The following is a 26,801-nucleotide window of genomic DNA, read 5'->3' as shown; positions in this document are numbered from 1 at the left end:
AATCGGCTTCCCTGCCCTGCTTCCCAGGAGTCCATTTCCTCTCCGCCCCGAAGGGCGGAGTATCCACGGAGGACCCCATGAAAGACCCGGAGACAGCGCCGGAACCTGCTCGCAGAACCAGCCGAACCCGCATACTCGTCGAGGGGACCGGCCGACGCAAGATCGTCCGGAGCGCCGCGCTGTGGGTGGCGCTCGCCGTCCCCGCGCTGCTCGACTCGCCCGGCGACGCGGACTCGCCGCCCCTGTGGTGGCGGCTGGCCGGCGTGCTGCTGCTCGTGCCCGTCGTCGGTTTCCGGGACACCCGGCTGCCGTTGTCCTGGTGCGCCGGCGCGGTGCTGAGCCTCATCAGCCCCTGGTTCGCGCCCAGCGTGTTCGTCATGAGCTACCTGGCCGGGCGACGCGGCGATGTGCGGGAGCGGCCCGTCGAAGTGGCGGTGGCGGTGAGCGTCGTACTCACCGCGCTGGGCGTCATCGGCACCACGGCGGGCCATGTCACCACCTGGGTGAACAGCGCTCCGCTGCTGGTGGGCGCGGTGACGGCCTGGCTGGCGGGCCGACACCGCCATCAGCGCCGCGAACTCGAGCTGGCGGGCTGGCAGCGGGCCCGGGACCTGGAGCGGGAGCACCAGCTCGCCGCCGACCGGGCCCGGATCCGGGAACGGGCCCGCATCGCCCAGGACATGCACGACCAGCTCGGCCACGATCTCACCCTGATCGCCATGCAGGCGGCCGCCCTCGAAGTGGCCCCCCAGCTCGACGAGTCGGCCCGCTCCACGGCCGGGGAGCTGCGCCGCAGCACGGCTCTGGCGATCGGCCGCCTCAGCGACATCATCGGGGTGCTGCGGGTGGACAGCGCGCAGGAGTCGACATCGCCGCGCGAGGACCTCGTGACGACGGTGGATCGCGCGCGTAGCGCCGGAATGCTGGTCGACCTGAGACGGATCGGCCTCGACATCACGGCCCCGGCGGTGGTCGAGGAGGCCGTGCAGCGGGTGGTCCAGGAGTCGCTCACCAACGCCGCCAAGCACGCGCCCGGGGCGGAGGTCCTGGTCCGGATCGACCGGCTGACGGACCACACCGTCGTCACGGTCACCAACGGCGTCCACGACCGCCCGGCCCGCGAGGCGATCGGCAACAGCATGGGGCTGGTCGGCCTCTCCGAGCGGGTCAGGGTGCTCGGAGGCACGCTCTCGGCGGGCCACCGCGACGGCGGCGGCTTCGAGGTCTCGGCCCGGTTGCCGCACTCCGGTGTCCGGTACGGATCCGGCGACGCCGACCAACCCCCGGTGCCCGGTGCTCCGTTGACCGTCACGGCGCAGCGGGACGCCGAGCAGCGGGTACGCCGCAGTCTGGCGGCGGTGCTGGCGGTCCCCGTGGTAGCGGTGGCCGTGGTGTGCGTGATGCTGGTGGTGTACTTCTCCAACGCCGTCGACAGCGCGACGCTCGACGCGACGACGTACCGGAACCTGGCGGAGGGGCAGCGTTGGGAGGACCTGCGGACCGTGCTGCCGACGCAGCAGGCGTACGTGGACCGGGACACCGACAGCCTGCCGAGCCCCGCGCACGCCGTGTGCAGGTACTACCGCGCCGAGGGCGGTGGCCTCTTCTCCATGGAGGCCAAGTCCTACCGGCTGTGCTTCATCGACGGGAAGCTCGTTTCCAAGGACGAAGTCGACGAGAACACTAGATAAGCACGCACCTCATCGAACCCCGTCCGACCCGCACTTCTCCGACATGCCCACCTCGCCCCCCACCGACCACGGCGGCCCCCCGCTCAACGCCCCTCCCCGCCCCCGAACACCTCAAGAATCCGTTCGGCGGCGAGCGTGGCCGTCAACTCGCCCTCCCGTACCTGTCGTTCGACCTCGGGCGTGAGGGTGCGTACGGCCGGATCCGCGTGCAGGCGGCCGAGCAGCTCGTCGCGGACCATCGTCCAGGTCCACTCGACCTGCTGCTCGCGGCGCTTGGCGGCGAGACGACCCGTGGAGTCCAGGAGTGCGCGGTGCTGCTCGAGGCGCTCCCAGAGGGTGTCCAGGCCGGTCGACTCCCGGGCGCTGCAACTCAGCACGGGGGGAGTCCAGGCTGCGTCCACCGGGTGCATCAGGCGCAGGGCGCCCGCCAACTCCCGTGCCGCCGCGCGGGCGTCACGCTCGTGCGGGCCGTCCGCCTTGTTGACGGTGATCACGTCGGCGAGCTCCAGCACGCCCTTCTTGATGCCCTGCAACTGGTCCCCGGTACGGGCGAGCGTGAGCAGCAGGAAGGAGTCGACCATGCCCGCGACCGCGGTCTCCGACTGGCCGACACCGACCGTCTCGACGAGCACCACGTCGTAGCCCGCCGCCTCCATCACCACGATCGACTCACGCGTCGCCTTGGCGACCCCACCCAGCGTGCCGGCGGTGGGGGAGGGGCGTACGAACGCCGCCGGGTCCACGGCCAGGCGCTCCATCCGGGTCTTGTCGCCCAGGATCGACCCGCCGGTACGGCTCGACGACGGGTCGACGGCCAGCACCGCGACCCGGTGCCCGAGCCCGGTGAGCATCGTGCCGAGCGCGTCGATGAACGTCGACTTGCCCACCCCCGGCACACCGCTGATGCCGATCCGCCGCGCCCGGCCGCTGTGCGGCAGCAGCTCGGTCAGCAACTCCTGCGCCAGGGACCGGTGATCGGGCCGGGTGGACTCGACGAGCGTGATGGCGCGCGCGATGTGCGCCCGCTTCCCGTCGAGTACGCCCTTCACATAGCCGTCAAGATCGATCACAGCTCGTGCCCGAGGCCGGCCGCCAGTCGCTCGATCAGGTCGTGGGCCGCGTCCGGGATCACCGTCCCGGGCGGGAAGACGGCAGCCGCGCCCATTTCCAGCAGCGTCGGTACGTCCTGCGGCGGAATCACCCCGCCGACGACGATCATGATGTCCTCGCGGCCCTCCTCGGCGAGCTGCTCCCGCAGTGCCGGTACGAGGGTGAGGTGCCCGGCGGCCAGCGACGAGACGCCCACGATGTGCACGTCCGCCTCCACCGCCTGGCGGGCGACCTCGGCCGGCGTCTGGAACAGCGGGCCGACGTCGACGTCGAAACCGAGGTCGGCGAAGGCGGTGGAGATCACCTTCTGGCCGCGGTCGTGACCGTCCTGGCCCATCTTGGCGACCAGGATGCGCGGACGGCGGCCCTCGGCCTCCTCGAAGGAGTCGACGAGGGTACGGGTGCGCTCCACGGACGGCGACTCCCCTGCTTCGGTGCGGTACACGCCCGCGATCGTACGGATCTGGCTCGCGTGCCGCCCGTACACCTTCTCCAGGGCGTCGGAGATTTCCCCGACGGTGGCCTTCGCGCGGGCCGCGTCCACCGCCAGCTCCAGCAGATTGCCCTCACCGGCGGCGGCCCGCGTCAGCGCGTCCAGCGCGCCCTGGCATGCCCGCTCGTCCCGCTCCGCCCGCAGCCGCCGCAGCTTTTCGATCTGCTGGGTGCGTACGGAGGAGTTGTCGACCTTGAGGACGTCGATCTGCTCGTCGGACTCCACCCGGTACTTGTTGACGCCGATCACCGGCTGCCGCCCCGAGTCGATCCGGGCCTGTGTGCGGGCCGCCGCCTCCTCCACCCGCAGCTTCGGGATGCCCGCGTCGATGGCTTGCGCCATGCCGCCCGCCGCCTCGACCTCTTCGATGTGCTGCCAGGCCCGGCGGGCGAGGTCGTACGTCAGCTTCTCGACGTACGCGCTGCCGCCCCACGGGTCGATCACCCGGGTCGTGCCGGACTCCTGCTGGATCAGCAGCTGGGTGTTGCGGGCGATGCGCGCCGAGAAGTCGGTGGGCAGCGCGAGTGCCTCGTCGAGGGCGTTGGTGTGCAGCGACTGGGTGTGGCCCTGCGTCGCGGCCATCGCCTCCACACACGTACGCGTGACGTTGTTGAACACGTCCTGCGCGGTGAGCGACCACCCGGACGTCTGCGAATGGGTGCGCAGCGAGAGCGACTTGGCGTTCTTCGGGTCGAACTGCTTGACCAGCTTCGCCCACAGCAGCCTGGCTGCCCGCAGCTTCGCGACCTCCATGAAGAAGTTCATGCCGATCGCCCAGAAGAAGGAGAGCCGGGGCGCGAACGCGTCCACGTCCAGCCCCGCCGCCTGCCCCGCCCGCAGATACTCCACCCCGTCCGCGAGCGTGTACGCCAGCTCCAGATCGGCCGTCGCACCCGCCTCCTGGATGTGATAGCCGGAGATGGAGATGGAGTTGTAGCGGGGCATCCGCTGCGAGGTGAAGGCGAAGATGTCGGAGATGATCCGCATCGACGGCTTCGGCGGATAGATGTACGTGTTGCGGACCATGAACTCCTTGAGGATGTCGTTCTGGATGGTCCCGGCCAGCTTCTCCGGCGGTACGCCCTGTTCCTCGGCCGCCACGATGTACAGCGCGAGAATGGGCAGCACCGCGCCGTTCATCGTCATCGACACGGTCATCTTGTCGAGCGGGATGCCGTCGAAGAGCTGCCGCATGTCGTAGATCGAGTCGATCGCCACGCCCGCCATGCCGACGTCGCCCGTCACCCGCGGGTGGTCGCTGTCGTAGCCGCGGTGGGTCGGCAGGTCGAAGGCGACGGACAGACCCTTCTGACCGGCGGCCAGATTGCGCCGGTAGAAGGCGTTGGACTCCTCGGCGGTGGAGAAGCCCGCGTACTGGCGGATGGTCCAGGGCTGGTTCACGTACATCGTCGGGTACGGGCCGCGCAGATACGGGGCGATGCCCGGGTAGGTGTCCAGGAAGTCCAGGCCCTCCAGGTCACGGCCGGTGTACAGCGGCTTGACGGCGATGCCTTCCGGGGTCTCCCAGAACGCCTCCTCCCCGCCGATCGCTTTGCGCCAGGCTTCGGCGCTGCCGTCGGCGGTGGGCGTCCCCAGCTCGATTCCGGAGAAGTCGGGGATTCCCATCAGGACACTCCCATGCGGTCGAGGGTGGTGGAGAGTACGGCGACGGCGTCACAGCCGGCGAAGACGTAGGCGTCGACATCGGTGTACCGGTCGGGGCGGCCGGCCAGGAACACCTGCCCGGCGCCGGCCGCCTTCAGCGCCCCGGCGGCCTCGGCGGCCTGCTCCTCGTACAGCGCGTCACTGGAGCACAGGCAGGCCACGGTGGCGCCGCTGTCCTTGAACGTGCCCTCCGTGACGGGTTCGATGCCGCCCGCCTGGAAGAGGTTCGAGGCGAAGGTCGCGCGTGCGGTGTGTGCGGCGGCGGGGCCCAGGGTGGCCAGGAAGATCCGCGGCCGGGTTCCGGTCGCCGCGAGGTGGTCGTCGGAGCGGGCCCGCAGAGCCTCGTAGGCCTCGTCGCGCCGTACGCGCGGCAGTCCGCCGGGCGGGGGCTCGGGCGCGGGCTCGCGCTCCACCGGCCGCTCGGCGAGATACGGGAACTCGCTGACCCCGGTGATGGGTTCGCGGCGCTTGGCGAGCTTCGCGCTGCGCGCCTCCCAGGTGCCGGCCAGGTCCTGCCCGAGCCGGCCCGAGCGCAGGGCCGCCGCCTGACCGCCCGCCCGCTCGATCTGCTGGAAGAACTCCCATCCGGCGTGGGCGAGTTCATCGGTGAGCTGCTCCACGTACCAGGAGCCGCCCGCCGGGTCGATCACCCGGGACAGATGCGACTCCTCGACCAGGATCGTCGAGGTGTTGCGGGCGATACGGCGGGCGAACGCGTCCGGCAGGCCGAGGGCATGATCGAAGGGCAGCACGGTGACGGCGTCGGCGCCGCCGACCCCGGCCGCCAGCGTGGCCATCGTCGTACGCAGCATGTTCACCCAGGGGTCGCGGCGCGACATCATCACCGGCGAGGTCACGGCGTGCTGCACCTGCGCACCCGCGCCCGGCGCTCCGCACACCTCGGCGACCCGCGCCCACAGCCTGCGCGCGGCCCGCAGCTTGGCGATGGTCAGGAACTGGTCGGCGGTGGCGGCGTACCGGAACTCCATTTGCGCGCAGGCCTGTTCGGTCGACAGTCCCGCCTCGGTCAGCTCCCGCAGATAGGCGACCCCGGTCGCCAGCGAGCAGCCCAGCTCCTGCGCGGCGGAGCCACCGGCCTCGTGGTACGGCAGCGCGTCCACGACCAGCGCCCGCAGCCCCGGATACCTCTCGGCACACAGCCGCGCGAGCCCCGCCGCCGGCGCGAAGTCGAAGGCCTTCCCCGTACGGGCCTCATGACCCAGCGGGTCCGCGCCGAGGTTTCCGCGCGCGGCCTCGGGGGCGACACCCCGCTCCTCGTACAGGCGCAGCAACTCCCGGGCGGCGGGCTCGACTTCGCGCCCCGCCTCGAGGATCACGGGCGCCAGGTCGAGATAGACACCGTCGAGGACCTGGGGGAGCGAGGACACCGGGAATCCGCCCTCGCCGACGACCAGCCAGAGCGAGGTGACGCCGTTCTCCAGGTCCGCGAGCACCGCGTCGGCCGCACCCGCCGCGTGCCGCTGCCGTACGTCCCAGCCGTCGACGCTGCTTCCCTCGGCGCGGCCGCCACGGACGAAGGGTGCGAAACCGGGGAAACCGGCATCGGGGGTGGTGTCCAGAGCCGTGTACAGGGGCCGGGTGACGAGCCCGTCCTCCAGTCGGGTGGACAGTGCGTCCTCGGCTGCTGCGCCCGAGATATCTTTGCCCGACTTGCGCAGTACGCCCTCTACGAGGCGCTGCCACTGTTCATGGGGCGCGGAAGGGAATTCGGCGGCCAGCGAAAGCCCGTCGTTGGGCAGGACTGTCATGCTCGGATGCTAGGGCAGAGTCCTCGAGCGACAGCAGAGGCCGAGCCTGTGACCTTGCCCTCGCCACCTCTGTGACCCCGGCCTCATGGCCAGGGAGAGTCGGTGTGCTGCAGGGCGAAGACCGCTTCGGTGGTGCGGCACAGGGCGTGGACCGCGTGGCGCAGTGACCGCCAGGAGGCCGGGCCGAGTACGACTCCTACGGGCGCCGCGGGCCACCACCAGGCGCCCAGGAGCGTGAAGGCGGTGCTCCGGACGAGGGCCTCCGGTCATGGAGTCCGGCGCCGCGACTGCCGCTGCGGGGTTCATGCCGGCCGGACGAGCCCCGTGTCGTAGGCGAAGATGGCGGCCTGGACGCGGTCCCGGGCGCCGATCTTGGCGAGGATGCGGCTGACATGCGACTTGACGGTGGATTCGGCGAGGTGGAGGCGTTCGGCGATCTCGGCGTTGCTCCAGCCGGAGGCGATGGCGGTGAGGACCTCGCGTTCGCGTGGGGTGAGGTCGGAGAGCTGTCGTTCCTGTTCGGGGGTGTGGCCGGGCAGTCGCTCGGTGAACGAGTCGATGAGTTTGCGGGTCAGGCCGGGGGCGATGACGGCGTCCCCGGCGGCCACCGCGCGGATACCGGCGATGAGCTCGTCGGGCAGCGCGTCCTTCAGCAGGAACCCGCTGGCTCCGGCGCGCAGGGCGGCGTAGGCGTACTCGTCGAGGTCGAAGGTGGTCAGCACCAGGACGCGGGAACGTCCGCCGGACTCGACGATGCGGCGCGTGGCCTCGATGCCGTCCATGCCGGGCATGCGTACGTCCATCAGGACGATGTCGGGGCGCAGTTCGGCGGTCATACGGACCGCCTCGGCGCCGTGCCTGGCCTCGCCGACCACGGTCAGGTCGGGGTGCTGCTCGATGAGCATGCTGAAGCCGAGGCGTTGCAGGGCCTGGTCGTCGACGATGAGGACGGTGGTCATGCGCGGCGTTTCTCCGTGGTCGAGGTCGAGGTCGAGGTCGAGGTGGTGGTCGTGGTCGTGATCAGGAGGCGGGCGCGGACCGTCCAGCCTCCGAGGGGGTTGGGGCCCGCGGTGACACTTCCCCCGTAGAGGGCGGCCCGCTCGCGCATCCCGACCAGGCCGCGTCCGTCGCCTTCTTGGGCGTGCGCCGGCGGGGTGCGCGGCGGTCCGGTGTCCTCGACGGTGACGTGTACGGCGGTGCCGTCGGCGGTGACGGTGACATGGGCGCTGGTGTCGGGGGCGGCGTGCTTGAGGGTGTTGGTCAGGGCCTCTTGGACGACGCGGTAGACGGCCAGTTGGAGGCCGGTGGCGAGATGGGTCAGGTCGCCGTCGGTGCGCAGGGTGACGGTGGGGCCGGCGGCGCGGACGCGCTCCAGCAGGGGTTTCAGGTCGTTGATGCCCGGCTGGGGGGCGAGCGGGGTCTCTTCGGGGGCGGCCTTCTCGTCATCGCCGATGACGGCGAGGAGGCGGCGCAACTCGGCCAGGGCGCCGCGTCCGCTGTCGGCGATGATGCGCAGAGTCTCGGCGCCCCGTTGGGGTTTCGCCTCGGTGAGTCCGGCGGCGCCGTTCGCGAGGCCGACGATGACGGCGAGGGTGTGGCCGAGGATGTCGTGCATCTCGCGCGCGACGCGGGCGCGTTCGGCGGCTGCGGCGAGGCGGGCACGCTGGTCGCGTTCGACCTCGAGGCGTACGGCGCGCTCGTGCAGGGCCCTGATGTACGCGTTCACGACCCGGCCCACCAGGCCCGCCGCGGCGACCGCGGCCACGAGCGCCGACTGGACGAGCGCCAGCACCGGAGTCTGCAGGTCGGTCGACTGGGCGCCGCCGCGGACGACGACCGCTACGGACGTCTGTGTGACGGCGACCGTCAGACAGACCGCCAGCGTGACGGGCCGGACGCTGCGGCCCACGCTGAGCAGCGCCACGATCCGCGCGGCTTCGGAGCCCGTGGCGGCGTCCAGGGCGAGGGACACCGCGGCGACGGCGGAGGTGAGGGCGAAGACCAGTACGGGCCGCCGCTGCCGCCACAGCAGCGGAACGCAGTATCCGGTCATCACCGCCAGCATCGTCGGTACGCCGGGTCCGATGCCGTTCACCGCGTCCCGCAGAGCCGGGCCACCGATCGCCGCGCAGAGGATCGGCACCGTCCATCGCCAGACCCACGGATGAGCCTGGTCCGCCTGGCGCATCCGCATGAGCCACTGCATGACCACGACGTCCGAGCGCCGCTCCGCCCCGCCCAGCAGGGTCTCGGGCGTGACGGAAGGAGCCGAGGGCCCGGGAGCGGTCGGTGCGGTCACGTCGTACACCCTCTCGATACAGGGGCCGCCCGCCGGTCCCGGGGGAGTGGGACCGGCGGGCGGGGCGGGTGGTCACGGCTGAGGTTCGTGCCGTACGCCTGCTTCGGATCGTACGGCCGACCGCTCAGCCCTTTCCGGTGGGAACCGGCTGGGGCTCCTCCATGGCCCTGGGGTCCTTGTCCAGCAGGTGCCGCAGCTTCTCGCCCTCGACATCCACGTCGGGCAGCACCCGCTCGAGCCAGGCGGGCAGAGCCCAGGCGCGGCGGCCCAGCAGGGCCATGACCGCCGGGACGATGGTCATCCGGACCACGAAGGCGTCGAAGAGCACGGCGGAGGCGAGGCCCAGGCCGATCGACTTGATGAGCGCGGTGTCGCTGAACAGGAACCCGGCGAACACGGAGATCATGATGACCGCGGCGGCCGTGACCACCCGGGCCCCGTGCCGGAAACCGGCGACCACCGCTTCCCTCGGCTCGGCCCCGTGGACGTACTCCTCCCGCATCCGGGTGACGAGGAAGACCTGGTAGTCCATCGCGAGCCCGAACACCACACCGACCATGAAGATCGGCAGCACGCTCACGATCGGGCCGGTCTGGTCGACGCCGAAGACATCCGCCGCCCAGCCCCACTGGAAGACGGCGACGACGACGCCGAGGGTCGCGAGGACGCTGAGAAGGAAGCCGAGGGCCGCCTTGAGCGGGACGAGGATCGAGCGGAACATCAGCATCAGCAGGACCAGCGCCAGGCCGACGACCACGCACAGATACGGGATCAGGGCGTCGCTCAGCTTGTCGGAGATGTCGATGTTGAGCGCGGTGGTGCCGGTGACCATCAGCTCGGCCCCGGTGTCGTTCTGGAAGGCGGCGCCCCGGTCGCGGATCTCGGAGACGAGGTCGACCGTCTCCTCGCTGGTGGGGGAGCTGTCCGGCACGGCGCGGATCAGGGCCACGTCGCCGGTCGTGTCGAAGGTCGCCGGGCTCACCGACGCGACATCGGGCAGATCGTCGAGCAGGGTTACCGCGTCCTTGGCCGCGGCCTCGGGGTCGTCGCTGCCGTGGGCGTCGACCACGACCGTCAGCGGGCCGTTGTAGCCGGGGCCGAAGCCGTCGGTGATGGTGTCGTAGGCGGTGCGCTGGGTACTGCCGGGCGTGGCCGTCGCGTCGCTGGGCATACCGAGTTGCAGCGAGAAGGCCGGAAGGGCGAGCAGGAGCAGACCGGCCACCGAGGCCGCGAGGACCTTCACCGGGTTGCGCAGCACGAACCGCGCCCAGCGCACGCCCATCGATTCGCGCTCGCCGCTCTCGATCGCCCGCATACGGCGCGTCTTGAGCTTCCCCGTCGAGATCCGCGGCCCGACGAAGCCGAGCATCGCGGGCAGCAGGGTGAGGGCGATGACCACGGCGACGACGACCGCGAACGCGGCGCCGAGCCCGATGTCGGTCAGGATCTTGATGCCGACGGCGCCGAGCCCGGCCAGCGCGATGACCACGGTCAGACCGGCGAACACCACGGCCGACCCGGCCGTCCCCAGGGCCCGCCCGGCGGCCTCCTCCGGCTCGTGCCCCTCCCTCAGCTCCCCTCGATAGCGGGAGACGATGAACAGGGCGTAGTCGATGGCCACCGCGAGGCCCAGCATCAGCGCCGGCGTGCTGGTGCTGGAGCTGAGGTCGATGAACGCGCTCGCGACGGTGATCCCGCAGATCGCCGCGATGACGCCGAACAGCGCGGTCAGCAGCGGCAGTCCGGCTGCGACCAGCGAGCCGAAGGTGATGACCATGACGACGGCGGCGATCGCGATGCCGATCAGCTCGGTCGCGCTCTGCTCGGGCTCTTCGTTGACGGCGGTGCCACCCATGCTCACCGCGAGGCCGGCCTCCTCACCCTGCTCGGCGACCTGCTCCAGGTCGGCGCGGGCCTGGTCGGAGACATCGGCCTGGACGACCGAGTAGGTCACCTGGGCGTAGCCGATGGCGCCGTCCTTGCTGACGGTGCCGCTGGTGTAGGGGTCGGCGACACTCGCCACCTGGGACGCCGACTTCAGCTCGGTGACCAGGTCCTCGACCTCGGCCTTGGTGGCCGCGGACGTCAGCTTCTTCCCGTCCGGCGCCTCGAACACCACCCGGGCGGTGGCCCCGGAGGCCGACGCCTGCGGGAACTCCTTCTCCAGCAGGTCCAAGGCCTTCTGGGACTGGGTGCCGGGGATGGCGAAGGTGTCCGTCGTGCCGGCGGAGACGGTGCCGGCCCCGATGCCGACGGCGGCCAGGACGGTGATCCACAGCATCAGGACGAGCCGTCGTCGTCGGAACGAGAACCGGCCGAGCCGGTAGAGGAAGGTGGCCACGGAGTACTCCCGGAGGGCGTGCCTGAAGACGTGCACGAAGACGTGCCTGAAGACGTGCCTGAAGACGTGCACGAAGACGTGCACGAAGACGTGCTTGAAGACGTGCACGAAGACGTGCACGAAGACGTGCTTGAAGACGTGCAGAGGGCAGTGAGAGGGCGGGAAGAGCGGGTCGGAGGCCTCGAGGCCCCGTGGAACCACGCTAGGAACGCTTCGCCGTCATCCGATGGCACCGGCGAGGTGAATACGGCCTCGGCCACCGGTACCCCGGTGCCGTACGCATGTCATCCCTCAGATGTACAGGCAGAAACGGGGACCATTCCCCGGTTGCATGCTACCGTCGGGACGGTAAACGGGGACCGGTCCCCGATAGTCGGGAGGGTGGAAGTGGCGGACACGGCACTGGTGTTGGGCGGGGGCGGGCTCACCGCGTACGCGTGGCAGGTCGGCATGCTGGCGGGGCTGGCCGACGCCGGGGTGGACCTCGGCGGTGCTGACGTGCTCGCCGGCACGTCGGCCGGCTCGCTGCTCGCGGTGGAACTGGCCACAGGTGCGGCGCCGGCCGACCTGTACGCGGTCCAGGTCGTCCGGAAGCGGGCCATGATGGAGGTGGACTTCACCTTCACCATGACGGTCAAGTACCTGTGGGCCGCGCTCGGTTCGCGCGATCCGGCGACCGTGGTCAAACGGCTGGGCAGGCTCGCGCTGAAAGTGCGCCACATGACGGAGGCCGAGGTCCTCGACGCGATCCGTCCCCAACTGCCTGTTCAGGAGTGGCCAAAGAGGCCGGTGCGGCTGTTCGCGGTGGACGCGCTCACCGGCGAGCCGAACGGCTTCAGTGCCGACAGCGGAATCGACCTGGTGACGGCGATGTCGGCCAGTTGCGCGCTGCCACCGCTGTTCCCGCCGATCACGATCGGGGCGGGGCGCTGGATGGACGGGGGTGTGCGCTCCACGACCAACGCCGACTTGGTGCACGACTGCCGACGGGTCGTCGTGCTGGCCCCGATTCCCAACCCACCGGGGGCGACCCCGGGCGCCTCCGATCAGGTGGCCGCCCTTGTCGCGGGCGGCGCCCGGGCCGCTCTGCTGGTCCCGGACCGAGCGGCCCGCCGCGCGTGCGGCCGTAACCCCCTGGACGCGTCCCGCATCCCCGGCGCGGCCCGCGCAGGGCTGCGCCAGGCAGCCGAGCACGCCGAACAGATCCGCACCATCTGGCACGGCTGAGCCTCCCGTCCAGGAGGCCATCGTCGAGGCCGTCCTCGGCGGCGCGACGCACGCCGAGGCACGCGCCGTGTCACTTGCTGTCGGGCCCCGAGAACACAGGGGCGGCGAGCAGTGCGTCCGCCGACGGCCAGATACTCAACGCCAGCGATGCAAGGCAGGCGCCTCGGGCTCGGATCCGGCACTCGTCCCAGGTGGAGGCCCAGCCGCTGATCTCAGCGGTCGGCGGGGGAGGCCAGGTGCACCAGCGGGGCGCCCCCTGCTCCTCGTCGACCAGGAGCCCTCGGCCCAGCCCGTCTGGTCAGGCCTTGATCACGGTGATGCGTCCGCCGCACAGTGCGGTGACGTCTTCGGGATCCGAGGTGAGGACCGTGACGGGGCCCGGTGAGGCAAGGGCGGTGGCGCTGAGCATGGCTTCGACGGCGTATTTGTGGCCGTGCAGGCCGGCGTCGGAGAGGAGGGCGGCGGCGCTGGCCAGGGCGAGCCGGGCGGTGACCGTGCGGTCGCGCAGCACGGCCATGGCCTGAGACCTGCTGCGAGGGCAAGGCACACCGCACCCGCCATGAGGACACCGTGAAGGTGGGATGCAGTGCGCACGCGAAGGGCGTCGTCATATGCGCCTGATGACGAGCACGGCCACGTCGTCGAGGTGGTCCACCGCGACCGCAGCGTCGAGGATCCGGTCAGCGATCGCCTCGGCGTTCAGTCCGTCGTGGAGGGCTTGGGCGGCCAGTGTTCCGACCCGCTCCAGGCCGGCGTCCAGCGTCAAGCCCGGCCCTTCGACCACACCGTCGGTGACCATGATCAGCGCGGTGCCCTCCTCCAGCGTGAAGGTCTCCTCGAGGTAGTCGGTGCCTGACAGGACTCCCAGCACCGGACCACCCGGCAGCTCGCGGATGTCACTGCTGCCGTCCTCGCGCACACAGAGCAACGGCACATGGCCTGCGCTGGTGCCGGTGACCTGTCCTTCGCGTGGACCGATGTACAGCATGGTGCAGCTGGCGAATCGTGACGCGTTCATCGTGACAAGCAGTTCGTTGGTGCGCGTCAGCACGGTTGCCGGCTCCGGTTCGTGTGGGGCGATCGCGCGGATGGAGGTGCGTACCCGTCCCATGAAGGCAGCGGCATCCACGTCGTGCCCTTGGCTGTCGCCGATCTCCAGGGCCACCGCACCGTCGGGCATCACGAAGGCGTCGTACCAGTCGCCGCCGATGTCGAGCCCGTCTCGGCTGGGCCGGTAGCGGGCGGCGACCTCCAAGCCCGGGAGATGCTCGGGCAGCGTGGGCAGCATGCTCTGCTGGAGCGCCGCGGCCAGCTCGACGCGGGCCTGCTGCAATCGGATGCGTCTGAGTGCCTGGCCTGCCAGGTCGGCCAGAGTAGTCATGAGGGCACGCTCGTCCGGGGGTGAGTGGTGCTCGCTGTCGTAGGTCACGACCCAGGCCCCGAGCGGCTGGTCGCCGACCGGACTGAGCGGGGCGATCGATATGCCGATGAAGGAGCCGAGCCACGGAATGCCGGCCGTTTGCGGCCAGTCACGCATGAGTTCTTCGTGGTTGGGGATGAAGTGCGGCTTGCCGGTTCGGATCGCGCAGGTCAACGGTTGCGGTTCATCGAGAGGCAGGCCTTCCATGGCGTCGATCTGCCGAGGGTCGACCCTGGCATCGGAGGAGGCGCGCAGGAGCCCTGTTTCATTGTCGAGGAGTGTCAGTACGGCGCCCGTGCCGCCGAAGGTTGCGGCGACCCGTGTCAGGACGACCTGCTGCAGTTCCTGCTCGGTGGCGGCGGTGATCAGGGCGGCGGAGAAGGCGGCGATCTCGTCGGCACGCTGCCGCTCGGCCCAGAGCGTGGCCAGTGCTTTCTGTCTGCCCGCCTCGAGCCGGGTGTCGTCGCGGATCACTCCGAAGACCTGCTCAGGGCCGCCATAGCCCAGCTGGATCCGACGGATCTGGCAGGCGATATGGTGCCACCCGTCGTTCTCGGTACGGAACCGCAGGCTGATCCAGGGGGACTGGGCTGCGGTCGAGCGCACGAGCCGTCTCAGCGCTTTCCGGTCATCTGGGTGAACTCGCCGGACCACCCTGGACAAGGACGTCGAGGCATGCGGGAACAGCGGGGCCAGAGCGGGTGCGCCACCCAGCCAATCCAGCCGGCGCCTTCCGGGTGCGTACATCCACAGGCCGAGGTCCGCGGCTGCGGCCGCCAACCGGAACGGGATCAGCAGGCCGCCCGGGTCGTTTCGCGCGTCCACCGAGTGCACCCACACCAGCCGCTCGCGACTTGCGGGATCCTTCACCGGCCGGGCCTCGATGAGGCTGACGACGGATGCGCTGCCCGGTCCGGAGAATTCCAGCACACGCATCGCGACCGTCTTCGTCGTGACCCCGTGTATCAGCAGACTCTCGGCCGAGGCTCGTTGGGTTTCGGGCAACAGGCCGAGAAAGTCGTAACCTACGCACTGGTTCGCCGGCCTGCCGAGCGCCGCGGCCATCGGGGCGTTGAGGGAGTGGATGGTGCCATCCATCGTCAGAAGAGCCGATGGGGTAGCCCAGCGAAGGAATTCGTCCCAGGTGTCCATCTGCCGCTCCCTGACAATCGTCGAGCGATGACCCAAACGATCCTTCCCCATCGTATTGCGGTCTTTTCGCTGATACGTCCCCTGAAAGAGCCCGGCACCTGCCCGATGCTGACACGCCGCATCGAGGCCGCCAGGGTGAAGCAACCAGGCGGCCAACGCTGACAACTGTTGGGGCACAGCGTTGAGCGCGGGCCGGGCTCCAGGTCGAAACCCCCGTGCCACTTCCAGAGAAACGGGGTCCCCCCCCCATGGCGCCCACGCCGTGTCGCCCCATGGGGGCGGGGTCGCTTGTGGCCTTGTGGCCTTGTGACCTTGTGACCTTGTGGGCGCTGAGGCCTGGCTCAGTGCGCGTCAGGGTCGGCGCGGCGGCACATTTCGCGATCCGGGATGCAGCACGGCGGGCAGCGCCTGCCGCGCTCACGTGGGCCGCCCGGCACCGTTTCCGCGCTCCGCTGACCCCCCTACCGGCTGCTCTGCCCAGACGGTCTTTCCCTGGGCTTGGTAGCGGGTGCCCCACTGTTCCGCGACGCTCGCGATGATGAACAGCCCTCGGCCTGTCTCGTCGATGGTGCGGGCATGTTTCACCTGCGGAGCGCTGGTCGCGGTGTCGCTGACCTCGCAGGTCAGCATCCGCTCGAGGACCAGGCGAAGTTGCAGGGGTGGAGCGCCGTAGCGGACAGCGTTGCCGACGAGCTCGCTGACGATGAGCTCGGTGGTGAAGGCCGTCTCCTCGTCCATACCCCAAACTTCCAGTCGGCGGCGGGCCGCTGCGCGGGCGATGGGGGCGGCCTGGGGGTCCGCAGGCAGGGCGCGGGTCAGTACCCGATCTTGGGGCAGCGCCTTCGTCCGGGCCAGCAGCATCTGTGTCTCGCCGGTCCGGTGGCCGTCCGTGAGTGCGTGCGCGATGTCGTCGCACAGATCCGGCAGGGGTCTTGTGCCGGCGCCTTCCAGGAGTGGGCGTAGTGGACCGGATGGCGCCAGGACCTCGTCCGCGAGCGTGGCCGTGCCCATCGCCAGAGTGCTTCCTTCGGGGAGGCTGACGGTGGTCGCGGGGAATGGGGCGTTGCCTGTTCCGGCGAGTTGGGGGCCTGAGGGTATGGGCAGGCTGGCCGAGGTGCCGTCGGGAAAGACCGCGACCGGCTCAGGGAGGCCGGCGCGGGCGACGGTGCAGGTGAGATCGACCGGGTCGTAGATCGCGATGACGCAGCCGGCGGTGAGCGGCTCGCGGTTCAGGGGATCCATGGGAGGCAGCGTTTTGCGCGCGGCCACGAGACGGGCCGCGGTGTCGCTGAGGCGGGCAAGCAGTTCGTCGGGCTGCAGATCCAGGGCGGCGAGCGTGTGGACGGCCGTCCGCAGGAGTCCCATCGTGATGGCCGCGGCGATACCTTGCCCTGCCACGTCGCCGACGATCAGCGCGGTCCGTGCACCTGGCAGTGAGATCGCGTCGGACCACGCGCCGCCGCCCTCCGGAGCGGGAAGGTGCAGTTGGGAGATCTCCACGGTGGCATGTGTGGCCGGTTGGTGAGGGAGAAGTCTGCGCTGGACGGTTCGCGCGATAATCCACTCGCGCATGAACTGACGGGCGTTGTCGATGCAGAGGGCAGCGTGCGTACACACGGCGGACGCCACCCCGACATCCTCCTCTTCAAAGGGGTCTTCCTGCCGGTGGCGGTAGAAGCTGACCACGCCCAGAGCATGGCCGCGCAACGCCAGCGGTACCACGATCAGGGAGTGGGCACCGGATCGCCTGATGACGTCGGCCCGCGCCGGGTCGGCGGCCAGCCACGAGCTGTCCTCCCCGATCGGCACCAGGCGAGGCCGAAGGTCCGACAGGACGTCCGAGAAGGGGGTGCCGGTCGGCATCGGTCGCACGACTCCGACGGGGGGACCCGAGATTCGGCCCTGGAAGGCTGCTCGGCGCAGTGGAACGTCCCCGTGGACGGGCACCAGGGGAGGGTCCTCTCCGCAGACGACGTCTTCGATCACCTCGACGTCGGCGATGCCGGCGAAGGCGGGCACCACCGCCTCCACCAGTTCCCAGCAGACATCCATCACGTTCAGCCGGTTCCCCACTCGTGCGCGGACCGTGTCCAGGAGGGCCAGGCGGTTCTGTGCGTTCTCTCGCTCGGTGACGTCGACCGTGGACACGACCAGTCCGACCACGTTGCTGTGAGAGTCCTCCACACGGAAGTAGGAGACGGACTGGATACGCCGCGCGGGCTGGCCTCGTGCCTTGACACAACGGACGATCCGGTCCACGACCGGCTCTCCGCTCGCCAGGACCCTTTGCGCCACAGCGGTTTCTTCCTCGGGGTCTGCGAGTTCACACGCCTCGGTGAAATGCTTGCCCAGCAGGTGCCTCACTGGTGTGTCAGGCATTCCGCCGGTGGCGGTGCTCATGCGGATCACGCGCAGCTGATTGTCGAGGACGTGCAATTCCACTGGGGAATGGGTGAACGCAGCCTTCAAGATCGCCACGTCCTGCCCCGACATGGTGTCCCCCGCTGCGAGCATCTGCCACACCACGGAAGTACCTCGCAGTACCGGCTTGACCAGCACCGCGGCCGCATCCGAGAAGCTTTCCCCTCGTCGTTCGCCGTCAGCGGCGAACTCACGCATGAGTGCGGTCACGGACTGCCCGACGGCTTCTTCGGCGGACCAACCGAAGAGCTCCTCAGCCGGACGCCCCCACTCGATCACCCGGCCAGTCTCATCGACGAGTACGAGCACGTCACCGCTGGGCATTCGAAAACACCTCCGCCCCCATCGTTACGCCGATCGGCTCAGCCCGCCTCCCATCACGGCTGTCCAGGGCCCGTGTTCAAAGATCGTTTAGTTACGGCCAAAAGCTGGCATGTCCTGACGGCAGGCTCTGACGGCAACGTCAGCAGGCCGTATCAGGCTTGAGCACCTCCAGGGTCGTTGATCGTGCTCGCCCGCGGGCTGCGGGAACCGAGTCTGCGAACAGGACCTGTTCCTGGGTGTGCCGGCACGCCGTGTAGACAAGTGACGGCTTCGCGATCTTGTCGGGGATGTAGCGCCTCAGTCGGCGGTAAGTCTGGTGCCGCACGTATGTCGCGTTGTGGGTCCAGGGGGGCCGCCATAAGGTCACCGGCATGTCTATACGCCTTCGTATGCGTCAAGCCCTGCCGGAAGCGATGCGCGCCCGTGACCGGGCCGCAGTGAGCGCCCTGCGCTCAACACTTGCTGCGCTGGACAACGCTGAGGCGGTGCCCGTGGACGAAGCAGAGCTCCGCGGCTCGGCCCTTGAGCAGTCGCCGGTTGGTGTCGGCGCTACCGAAGCAGCGCGGCGCGAGCTGAGCGAGCCCAGTGTGGTGGATGTCGTGCGCGCTGAGGCCGCCGAGCGACTGCAGGTTGCAGCGCAGTTGACTGCGCCCGCGCACGCTGACCGAGCCGCGCAGCTCCGCGCGGAGGCCGCCGTGCTGCTTCGCTTCCTCGACGGTCCCGGCACCGCATAGGAAACGACGTGTCGCACCCGAAGCGACGTAGGAGCAGGGCTGGCGATAGGTACGGCCACCGCGTGGTCATCGGGGGTCGTGTGGACTCCTGAAGATTGTGCGGTGACCGCGGGCCATGGCGTAGGCCCTGTCCGTTGGCGGGCGATGTCCGACCAGGCCATGGCCCTGATTGCAGCCCGGTTCGGGCGGGTTGAGCCCCGGACGACCGCGCGCGCCTACCTGCTCGGGCTGGTGTCGGGTGTCGAGCGCAAGTACTGCTGACGGCTGATCGAGCGGGCCGGCCACGCCCGGCCCAGGCCGATGCAGCGCCTGCTGCGCTACGCCCGCCGGGACGCGGATGCCGTCCGAGACGACGTCCGCACCTACCCCGTCGAACACCTCGGGGCCGACGGCGGTGTTCTCCTCGTCGACGAGACCGGCTTTGTGAAGGAAGAATGGCCGGGCCTCGGCAGGTGGACAGCGCCAGTAAACCGACAGCGGTGATGAAAGCAGCGGTGATCGCACCGCCGGAACCAGCAATGACACCGGCGACAGTTCATACCCCTCGAGTCCCTGCCACGGGCGACTGCGGCCCCGCTGGAGCCGGGAGGCTCGATCAGGGCGTTCAGGGGAGCGTTGCCTTGTAAGGGTGGAGGTGCGGGGTGGCAAGAGTGTGCAGGGCCCTCCAGGCTGGAGGAGCCCCGGCTCAGCGGCACATCTCGGCTGCGGGGAACCGTCGTTGACCGTGGCTGACCGCCTGATGTGGCACGACTGTGGCACGCGCCGACACCGCCTTGGACGTCAGTCGGGTGTTACCCAGGGCTTCGGCGTAGTCGGGTGGTGTCCGATCTGCGTTCGAGCGAGGCCGACTTCGACAAGATCAGGACAGTTCGCGCAACCGCCATGCCATGGGAGGCGGCGGCGTCCCGCCACGGTGCGGAACTGCCGCCCACCCTCTGTCCCAGCTCTTGCTTCACCTATCGAATTTCGATAGATTCCCATCGTTAATCGATGGAGGGGTGGGTCGTGGGGAAGCTGACAGTGGGTGCGCTGCGCGCCGTGCTCGTGGTGGTGCTCGCCGGCACCGTGTTCGTGCAGGCATTGATGGTGTGGACATTGGTCAGCGGGAGCGACCCGGAGGACGGGTCGCTCCCGCTGACCCCGCTGCGCGTGATCACAATCCTGGGCATGGCGTCGGCCCAGGTCGCGCTGATCTGCGTATGGCGGCTGGTGACGATGGTGCGACGCGGAACCGTATTCTCCCATGCCGCCTTCCGGTACGTGGACGGCGTGATCGGCGCGATCGTGGCGGCTGCCCTCCTGTGGTTCGCGGTCACGGCCATCAATGCGCCGGGCCAGCGGGAGGACCCGGGCGTCACCGTCATCATGGGCGGGGTCGGCGTGGCCATCCTGGGGGTCGCGCTGATCGTGCTCGTGCTGCGGATGCTGCTCGTCCAGGCCGTCGCGCGCGACGTCGAAGCGGCGCAGATGCAGGCCGAGTTGGACGAGGTGATCTGATGCCGATCGTCGTCGACATCGACGTGATGCTGGCCAGGCGGAAGATGTCCGTGGGCGAGCTCGCGGATCGCGTAGGGATCACGCCCGCCAACCTGGCGGTACTCAAGAACGGCCGCGCCAAGGCGGTGCGCTTCGCGACGCTCGCCGCGCTCTGCGAGGTGCTCAAGTGTCAGCCGGGCGACCTGCTGCGCTGGGAGGCCGAGGACGCCGCAGGCGGATGACGTGCCCTTCCAAGATCATGGAGTTCTCGACGCCCCGCGCTCCGAGTGGAAGACCGTGCCCGCCTACGCATCATCGCCGATCCCGCCTGCCTTTGACCAGCTCCGCGAGCATCCCGAGGCCGTTCCCGAGGAGATCCCGGGCCTGCTGGAGCGACTGGCCGAGGTGCCCGGCCCTCGCGATCCGCGCGGCGTACGGCACGCTCTGGTCGTCGTGCTCGCGCTGACCGCGTACGCATCTGGCCGGAGCGACCTCCCTGCTGGCGGTGGGTGAGTGGATCACCGACGCCCCGTCGTCCGTCCTGGAGCGCCTTGGCCTACGGCCCGATCCGCTGTCCCCGAAGCGGTGATTGCCGGCGGAGGCGACGGTGCGGCGGCTGCTGGGCCGCATCGACGACGACGCGCTGGACCGGGCGGCGGGCCGCCGGCTGGCCGACCGGCGCGCTGGGGCCGACGGTCAGCTGCACGCAGTGGCGGTCGACGGCAAGACCCTGCGCGCAGCGGCCAGGGCCACGGGCCGCAAGATCCATCTGCTCGCCGCCCGCGACCACCTCTCCGGCCTGGTCCTGGCCCAACTCGATGTAGGCGAGAAGACGTAGGCGAGAAGACCAACGAAATCACCTGCTTCCAGCCCTTGTTGGAGCCCCTCGGCGACCTGGCGGGCGTGGTCGTGACCAGCGACGCCAAGCACACCCAGCGCGAGCACGCCAGCTACCTGCTCGGCCGAGGCGCGCACTACGCAGGCTGTTCACCGTGCACACCTTGATGCGGCGGATCTCGCCGCGGCTGTGGCCGGTGTGGCGGGTGCGGCCCTGCAGTGGGATCTGCTCCCAGGGAGGGGACTGGCAGCATCGCCGCCGGCCCCCGGCACAACGCCTGCGACGCCAGCCGACCGCTCGCCCTCCTCGGACTCGCGCAAGGGGCGCGTCGGTGTACTCCAGCAGTGGAACCGTATGCCGGGTGAATGAGTCTCTTCGTTAAGTGCCGCATCGGTGGGGGGCGAAGATGGACGCTAATACGGGCATTGCTGTCTGCGCGACCGTGATAGCGGTTGGTTCACTCTGGATCAGCCTGGTGCAGACAAAGTCCGCCCGAGAACACAACCGGCAGTCCGTGCGACCCTTGCTGCAGATTCGGATGGTCAAGGGCTACAACGACGACATAGCCCGCCTCGAGGTCATCAATGCTGGTCTTGGCCCGGCGATTGTGACGAAGACCGTAGTGACATTCGACGGGGAGGTCGTCGGACAGTGGGACCTGCAGACCTATCGCAGAGTAACCGAGTCCTTCCCGTTTCAGCCTAAGGTACTGACCCTGGTCGAAGGCGCGGCTCTTCTCGTGGGGCAGAAGAGCTATTTGCTGCACGTCGATGGTTTCAGCGAAGATGAGCACAGATGGTTTTGGGAACTCATCTCCCGGAGAATGCTCATCGAGGTTCGCTATGAGTCTCTTTATGGCGGAGAGAACTTCGCAGTTCGCTCGTCGCCGTTGTGACGTGCCACCTAGCCTCGAGACTAAGAGCACCCCTAGCCGCGGGCCTCCTATGAGCCATTAATAAAGTTGCACAAGACTGATGCCGTCGCCGGCAGCGCGACTGAACCGAATTTTTCGCCGAGGTGTTTCGGCGTCTCATCGGACAGGTCGTTCGGGGATCCTCGGAAGAACCTTCTCGGCGATGTTGAGGAGAACGCTGTCGCTCGGGAAGGCTCCGGACGTGCTCCACACGGTGATGTCGCAGTAGCCGCCTCGGTCATCACGGTCCAGGGCCACGGTCAGCGTCCTGGCCAGGGGGCCTTGTTCGACCGGTCCGCCGGATCCGCCATTCCCGAGATTGATCTCGATCTTCATGGTGTGATCCGAGGAGAGGACCGCGGGCCGACCGAGGATCGTAAGCGTCTTGATGTCCTTCTCATCCCCGAACTTCATCAGCTTCACGTACTGGTCGGTCGACAGCTCGTTGTAAGTGGCCGAGACATTCACGGTGTACGTGTCGAACGTGACCTCGGCCTCCGGTTGGGCGACCTTCCCATCAGTCAGAGGAGCGGTGTTGTTGGTGCTGGAAACAGTGGTCGCGGTCTCTTCAGGCGTTCCAAGGAGCTTGGCCAGGTCTGGCCGGTTGAGCGCCTTGCACAGCTCTTCACCGGTCACAGGCTGGGGCGTGTCCTTGTAGGCCTTCGGAAGCTCCTCGTGTGTCCCGCCCGAACACGAGGCGGGCTGGGGGGTGTTGTCGTCGGACGGCATGAAGCGTGGGGCCAGCCACAGCGCGGCCGCGAGTGCCCCGAACACGGCCACGGCCGCGACGGCCTGGCCCCATGCGTTGTGCTCCTTCTCCGGAGTGTCCGGGCTGGGACGCGGCCCGGTTCCGGCCTGGGCCTGCGCCTTGGGCTGGGCGGCAGCATCGACTGCCGCCCCGTCTGCGGCGGCTGTCGGACTCGAGTTCCGGCGTGCGCGCAGGGCCCGGATCACCGCGTAGACGCGTATTGCGGTGAACACGAGGAACACCACGCCGAGACCGGCCGCGACCCGATCGTGATCGTGGAGGGCGAGATACATGATGCGTACGCCGAGAACAGACCCGACCGCGATGAGCAGGGGCTCGCGGACCCAGAACGGCAGGAGACGGAGGAGGAAACCGAGCATCCGGCGATCTCACCAGGACAAGATCACATTCGCCATGATGGAAGCCACAATTCCGGGCACGTGCAGGGCCTCGAAGCAAGAGACGCCAAGCCGACGATCCCGAGATCGGCTATCGAGACGACAGCGGGTGCAAGGGCTGAGCCGAAGCTGCCTGATGTTCTGGACCACTCCACCGCCCTGAGCCCGGACACCCACGGCACCGGGAGCGCACCCCTCTCGGCTGCTGGCGTCAGACTTTGATGACGGTGATGCGAGAGCCGCACAGGGCGATTAGGTCCTCGGGGTCTGAGGTGAGGACCGTCGCCGGACCGGGGGCGGCGAGGGCTGTGGCGCTGAGCATGGCGTCGATGGCGCACTTGTGGCCGTGCAGGCCGGCGTCGGCGAGGAGGGTGGCGGCGTGGCGGGCAATGGGCTCGGTGACCGGTTCGACGACGAGGCGGGACAGGGCCCATTCCAGGGCTGGGCGGCATCCACGGCACACGCGCTCCTTCCTCTGGGCAGAGTTCCCGGGAACTGGCATAGCTGGAAGGCCGATTGCTGGCTCAGCCCCGAACCGTTCGACGGAACGGCTGTACGCAAGTTCACTGAGCCCTTCCCTCTGGAGGAGGAGTGGCAGTGGGAGTACGACTACTACGACCACGATGAGCACTCACCTCTGCTCCACGGCATCTATCAGAACGGCTCGGTCCTCCTGGGCGGCAACCGTGACTGCGAGTTCTGGGTACTCGTGGTCACGGGGGCTCAGCGCGGCCGGGTCTGGTGGCTGGGAGATGGATGCGTGGCTCCGTACGCGGACGCGGGGGAGGAGAGCGAACTAGAAGCCGACTTCGTGGCCTGGTTCCAGGATTGGCAAGCCGACCGAGGATGGTGGTCCGAGCACCTCGACGGGTAGGTCTCAGCCGGCGGCAGCCTGTGCGGCCGAAGGGTCTGCCTCAAAGGGCAGGCCCTTGCACGGCGCCTTCTGATCCGTAGCTCTAGCGAGGATGGTCAGTTACGGCCATACCGGCCGCTACGTGGCCCCGAAGAGACGTTAACGGAGGCGGCTGTCGCTGCGGTTGCGGTACTCCGCTGCTGTACGGAGGCCGACTGCGAGGGAGCGCCTTCGGATCGGTACTGAGCTTCCCTACATCATCAAGGCGGCTCGCTCCGCTCACCGCACAATCAGCCGCCTGATGCCAGAGAAGGCGTACGTCGCGGCTGGGGCCGGTCGGCTCCACGGTATTAGCCTGGTTTTAGCCATCTTCCCTGTCCGGGTCCCGCGTTGAGCAAGACCAGGGAGCTACTCGCGCACCCGCAGCAGGCCCAGGCGCTCGCGCGTACTTGGCGACGGTAACCTTCGACGACCGCTCCAGTGGCTTACGCAACAGCACGTATGGCTTCGTACCGGGCATCGGTGATGCCGAATGCGGCATGGCGCATTTCACGCCTACATCATCTGGTCCGTACCAAGCTATTGACGCCCCCTTATCTCACTTCTTAAATCATGGGGCGACGCACTCACCCCCCACCTCGCTCGGCGCACCCGTGTGCCGGAAGGGAGAGCCGTGGTCTCGCCACGATCGCTCCGCAGATGTCTCCTCGCCGCCCTCTCTGCCATGCTGGTCGCGACCGCCGCGATCGGCCCGGCACAGGCAGACGCCCCGAGTGTCGGGGCCGCCGCCGTGGTGTTCTCCGACACCTTCGACGGGGCCGCCGGAGCGGCCGTCGACTCCTCGAAGTGGCAGATCGAGACCGGCGACAACGTCAACAACCACGAGCGGCAGTACTACACGTCGGGCAACAACAACGCGGCCCTGGACGGTCAGGGTCATCTGGTCATCACGGCCCGCCGGGAGAACCCGGCCAACTACCAGTGTTGGTACGGGACTTGCCAGTACACGTCGGCCCGTCTGAACACGGCCGGTAAGTTCACCGCGCAGTACGGGCACATCGAGGCCCGGATGAAGATCCCGCGCGGGCAGGGCATGTGGCCCGCGTTCTGGATGCTCGGCACACCGGTCAACTGGCCGGCCTCGGGCGAGATCGACATCATGGAGAACGTGGGCTACGAGCCCTCCACGGTCCACGGCACGATCCACGGCCCGGGCTACTCCGGCTCGGGCGGTATAGGCGCGGCCTACTCCCTTCCGAACGGCCAGGCCTTCGCCGACGCCTTCCACACCTTCGCCATTGACTGGGCCCCCGACTCGATCACCTGGTCGGTGGACGGCACCGTCTACCAGCGGCGCACACCCGCCGACCTGGGCGGGAACTCCTGGGTGTTCAACAAGCCGTTCTTCCTGATCCTGAACCTGGCGGTGGGCGGCTACTGGCCGGGCGACCCGGACGGCTCCACCGTCTTCCCGCAGCAACTGCTGGTGGACTCGGTGTCGGTGACCACGGGCGACACGGCCGCCGGCGTCGCGATCAAGGGGCTCGCCGGGAAGTGCGTGGACGTCGCGGCGGCGAACTCCGCCAACGGCACCCCCGTACAGCTCTACGACTGCAACGGCTCTGCCGCCCAGCAGTGGACCGTCGGCTCGGACGGGACGATCCGCGCGCTCGGCAAGTGCCTCGACGTCACCGGCAACGGGACGGCGGACGGCTCGACGGTCCAGTTGTGGGACTGCACGGGCGGACCGAACCAGAAGTGGGTCGTCTCCTCGGCGAACGACATCGTGAACCCGCAGGCGAACAAGTGTCTGGACGTGACGGGCGCCAACTCGGCCAACGGCACCCGGCTGCAGATCTGGACTTGCAACGGCACCGCCGCCCAGAAGTGGACGGTCGGCTGAGCCGCTGGCCCTGGGTCTGTCCGGCGGAGTAGGTGGCAGGAACGAAGAGGCGCCAAAACAGCGCTGGCGAGCGGGGCTTGGTGCGTGCAACTGCAAGGCGGAGAGGGGCGTCGACGCGATGGGGGAATCGGCAACCGACGCCAACGCCGCAGATGGACGTGCCAAGCCCCGCCCAGATCCTGTCCGGGTGATCACGGTCTCCCGCCGCACAGCCGCCGGACCGACCTCCATGGGTCGGCCCGGTCTGACGACTCAGGAGTGACAGAGTAGGTCGAGGACGACGGCCTCGGCGTCGAGGCCGTCGAGATACCGGTTGGCTTGTTCCCAGTGGCCGTCTGTGTCCGCGTCCATCCACGAGCCGTCAAGGGTGACCAGGGCGAAGCCGGGCACGGCGCACCGGACCGACCACAGCCGGGCTTCCTCGTGTTCCTGCGCGAAGTATGCAACCGGGTCGTTGAGCAGGAACGACGTGTCAAAGTGCGGGTCTCCCGCGACGGCCCGCTGGGCCACGTCCTGCACCAGCGGCTGGGCCAGATGCTCCTTCTTGGCGTCTGCCAAGGAGTACCTTTCAGGATCGGCCTCGTGGCGAGCGAGGAACTCGGCGAGCGGGCGGGCCGGCGGGTGTATCGCGGTCAGTTCGGTCCAAGCGGAGAGCAGGGCGTCATGCGTAAGCGCCGCTCGTTTCCGCATACCGTCGAAGTCGAGCAGACCCCGAGGTCCGCCGTAGCATTCCAGCGGCCCGAGGGCATCGAGCTTGGCCTTCCTGCGCGGCACGGTTGAGGCCGTGACGAGCCTGCGGTCGCCGTCGTGCGGAGGCAACACGAGGTAGGCGTTGCCCGGGCTGGAGTGGATGGCCCACCAGTCCCAGTGGCCGACCGGATTCCATTCCTCGGTGAGGTTGGCGTTGTAGGGCGCCATGGTGGCAGCTATCGCCTGTGGAACCTTCCGGGGCGCGGTCGGCGGCAGGCACACAGTGGCGAAGAACTTGGTCATGCCCGGGAGCGTAAGCCCTGGGATTTGTCCGCC

General features: G+C 69.3%; 21 protein-coding genes and 2 pseudogenes. 11 read left to right on the top strand and 12 right to left on the bottom strand.

Annotated elements, in window-relative coordinates:
* Positions 1-77: 77 nt before the first annotated feature.
* Positions 78-1,691 (top strand): histidine kinase, encoded by a 1,614-nt coding sequence (locus AB0D57_RS25430; RefSeq protein WP_362077216.1) that lies wholly within the window; start codon positions 78-80, stop codon positions 1,689-1,691.
* Between the two features lie 83 nt (positions 1,692-1,774).
* Here AB0D57_RS25430 and meaB read toward each other — a convergent pair whose 3' ends face one another.
* From meaB to AB0D57_RS25400, 6 genes are all read right to left on the bottom strand, one after another.
* On the bottom strand, positions 1,775-2,761 hold the full coding sequence (gene meaB / locus AB0D57_RS25425; RefSeq protein WP_362077213.1) for a methylmalonyl Co-A mutase-associated GTPase MeaB: 987 nt from the start codon (positions 2,759-2,761) through the stop codon (positions 1,775-1,777).
* Complete coding sequence (gene scpA / locus AB0D57_RS25420; RefSeq protein ID WP_362077210.1) at positions 2,758-4,920, bottom strand: methylmalonyl-CoA mutase; 2,163 nt, start codon at positions 4,918-4,920, stop codon at positions 2,758-2,760. Before scpA ends, meaB begins: the two co-directional genes overlap by 4 nt.
* Positions 4,920-6,728 (bottom strand): methylmalonyl-CoA mutase subunit beta, encoded by a 1,809-nt coding sequence (locus tag AB0D57_RS25415; protein ID WP_362077207.1) that lies wholly within the window; start codon positions 6,726-6,728, stop codon positions 4,920-4,922. The genes scpA and AB0D57_RS25415 overlap by 1 nt, the downstream gene beginning before the upstream one ends.
* A 302-nt stretch (positions 6,729-7,030) precedes the next feature.
* Positions 7,031-7,687 (bottom strand): response regulator transcription factor, encoded by a 657-nt coding sequence (locus AB0D57_RS25410; RefSeq protein WP_362077204.1) that lies wholly within the window; start codon positions 7,685-7,687, stop codon positions 7,031-7,033.
* A complete protein-coding gene (locus AB0D57_RS25405; protein ID WP_362077201.1) occupies positions 7,684-9,027 on the bottom strand; it encodes a histidine kinase in 1,344 nt (447 codons plus the stop codon). The genes AB0D57_RS25410 and AB0D57_RS25405 overlap by 4 nt, the downstream gene beginning before the upstream one ends.
* A gap of 124 nt (positions 9,028-9,151) precedes the next feature.
* A complete protein-coding gene (locus AB0D57_RS25400) occupies positions 9,152-11,368 on the bottom strand; it encodes an MMPL family transporter (protein WP_362077241.1) in 2,217 nt (738 codons plus the stop codon).
* 387 nt (positions 11,369-11,755) lie between these two features.
* Between AB0D57_RS25400 and AB0D57_RS25395 the strand changes: the two genes are divergently transcribed.
* The gene (locus tag AB0D57_RS25395; protein WP_362077198.1) at positions 11,756-12,595 is read left to right on the top strand and encodes a patatin-like phospholipase family protein; all 840 of its coding nucleotides are present in this window, start codon (positions 11,756-11,758) and stop codon (positions 12,593-12,595) included.
* A 298-nt stretch (positions 12,596-12,893) separates the two neighbouring features.
* On the opposite strand, the gene AB0D57_RS25390 is transcribed toward AB0D57_RS25395, so the two are convergent.
* The 3 genes from AB0D57_RS25390 to AB0D57_RS25380 all read right to left on the bottom strand — a co-directional run bounded on the left by AB0D57_RS25390 (position 12,894) and on the right by AB0D57_RS25380 (position 17,912).
* Entirely contained in the window at positions 12,894-13,112 is a 219-nt protein-coding gene (locus AB0D57_RS25390) for a hypothetical protein (protein ID WP_362077195.1), read from the bottom strand.
* A 90-nt stretch (positions 13,113-13,202) separates the two neighbouring features.
* Positions 13,203-15,323 (bottom strand): SpoIIE family protein phosphatase, encoded by a 2,121-nt coding sequence (locus tag AB0D57_RS25385; protein WP_362077192.1) that lies wholly within the window; start codon positions 15,321-15,323, stop codon positions 13,203-13,205.
* 261 nt (positions 15,324-15,584) lie between these two features.
* Positions 15,585-17,912, bottom strand: coding sequence for a SpoIIE family protein phosphatase (locus AB0D57_RS25380; RefSeq protein WP_362077189.1), 2,328 nt, complete (start codon positions 17,910-17,912; stop codon positions 15,585-15,587).
* Positions 17,913-18,325: 413 nt separating this feature from the next.
* Here AB0D57_RS25380 and AB0D57_RS25375 point away from each other — a divergent pair, with 413 nt between their 5' ends.
* The 7 genes and pseudogenes from AB0D57_RS25375 (at position 18,326) to AB0D57_RS25345 (ending at position 21,855) form a co-directional block, all read left to right on the top strand.
* Positions 18,326-18,646, top strand: a complete 321-nt coding sequence (locus tag AB0D57_RS25375; RefSeq protein WP_362077239.1) for a hypothetical protein — start codon at positions 18,326-18,328, stop codon at positions 18,644-18,646.
* A gap of 330 nt (positions 18,647-18,976) precedes the next feature.
* Positions 18,977-19,112 (top strand): annotated as a pseudogene (locus AB0D57_RS25370) (IS701 family transposase); the annotation flags it as partial.
* Positions 19,113-19,651: 539 nt separating this feature from the next.
* Positions 19,652-20,143, top strand: a complete 492-nt coding sequence (locus AB0D57_RS25365; protein ID WP_362077237.1) for a DUF2975 domain-containing protein — start codon at positions 19,652-19,654, stop codon at positions 20,141-20,143.
* Positions 20,143-20,364, top strand: coding sequence for a helix-turn-helix transcriptional regulator (locus AB0D57_RS25360; RefSeq protein WP_266636582.1), 222 nt, complete (start codon positions 20,143-20,145; stop codon positions 20,362-20,364). Before AB0D57_RS25365 ends, AB0D57_RS25360 begins: the two co-directional genes overlap by 1 nt.
* 1 nt (position 20,365) lies before the next feature.
* Positions 20,366-20,635 carry a hypothetical protein gene (locus AB0D57_RS25355; protein WP_362077184.1) on the top strand — a complete coding sequence of 90 codons (270 nt, stop codon included), beginning with the start codon at positions 20,366-20,368 and terminating at the stop codon, positions 20,633-20,635.
* 94 nt (positions 20,636-20,729) lie between these two features.
* Positions 20,730-20,960 (top strand): hypothetical protein, encoded by a 231-nt coding sequence (locus AB0D57_RS25350; protein ID WP_362077181.1) that lies wholly within the window; start codon positions 20,730-20,732, stop codon positions 20,958-20,960.
* 406 nt (positions 20,961-21,366) lie between these two features.
* Positions 21,367-21,855: a hypothetical protein gene (locus AB0D57_RS25345; protein ID WP_362077179.1), complete on the top strand. Its 489-nt coding sequence runs from the start codon at positions 21,367-21,369 to the stop codon at positions 21,853-21,855.
* Positions 21,856-21,990: 135 nt separating this feature from the next.
* Here the strand turns inward: AB0D57_RS25345 and AB0D57_RS25340 are convergent, their stop codons facing one another.
* Both AB0D57_RS25340 and AB0D57_RS25335 read right to left on the bottom strand, forming a co-directional pair.
* Positions 21,991-23,001, bottom strand: a complete 1,011-nt coding sequence (locus AB0D57_RS25340; RefSeq protein WP_362077176.1) for a DUF6215 domain-containing protein — start codon at positions 22,999-23,001, stop codon at positions 21,991-21,993.
* Between the two features lie 229 nt (positions 23,002-23,230).
* Positions 23,231-23,467: pseudogene (locus tag AB0D57_RS25335) on the bottom strand (DNA-binding protein); the annotation flags it as partial.
* Between AB0D57_RS25335 and AB0D57_RS25330 the strand changes: the two are divergent.
* Both AB0D57_RS25330 and AB0D57_RS25325 read left to right on the top strand, forming a co-directional pair.
* A complete protein-coding gene (locus tag AB0D57_RS25330; protein ID WP_362077244.1) occupies positions 23,360-23,893 on the top strand; it encodes a hypothetical protein in 534 nt (177 codons plus the stop codon). The pseudogene AB0D57_RS25335 and the gene AB0D57_RS25330 overlap by 108 nt on opposite strands.
* Positions 23,894-24,545: 652 nt before the next feature.
* A complete protein-coding gene (locus AB0D57_RS25325; RefSeq protein ID WP_362077173.1) occupies positions 24,546-25,775 on the top strand; it encodes a family 16 glycosylhydrolase in 1,230 nt (409 codons plus the stop codon).
* Between the two features lie 252 nt (positions 25,776-26,027).
* On the opposite strand, the gene AB0D57_RS25320 is transcribed toward AB0D57_RS25325, so the two are convergent.
* On the bottom strand, positions 26,028-26,768 hold the full coding sequence (locus AB0D57_RS25320) for a hypothetical protein (RefSeq protein WP_362077170.1): 741 nt from the start codon (positions 26,766-26,768) through the stop codon (positions 26,028-26,030).
* Positions 26,769-26,801: the final 33 nt, after the last annotated feature.

It is taken from the genome of Streptomyces sp. NPDC048275 (genome assembly GCF_040652275.1).
In the GTDB taxonomy this organism is placed as follows: Bacteria; Actinomycetota; Actinomycetes; order Streptomycetales; family Streptomycetaceae; genus Streptomyces.
This window is presented reverse-complemented; position numbering and strand designations above follow the sequence as displayed.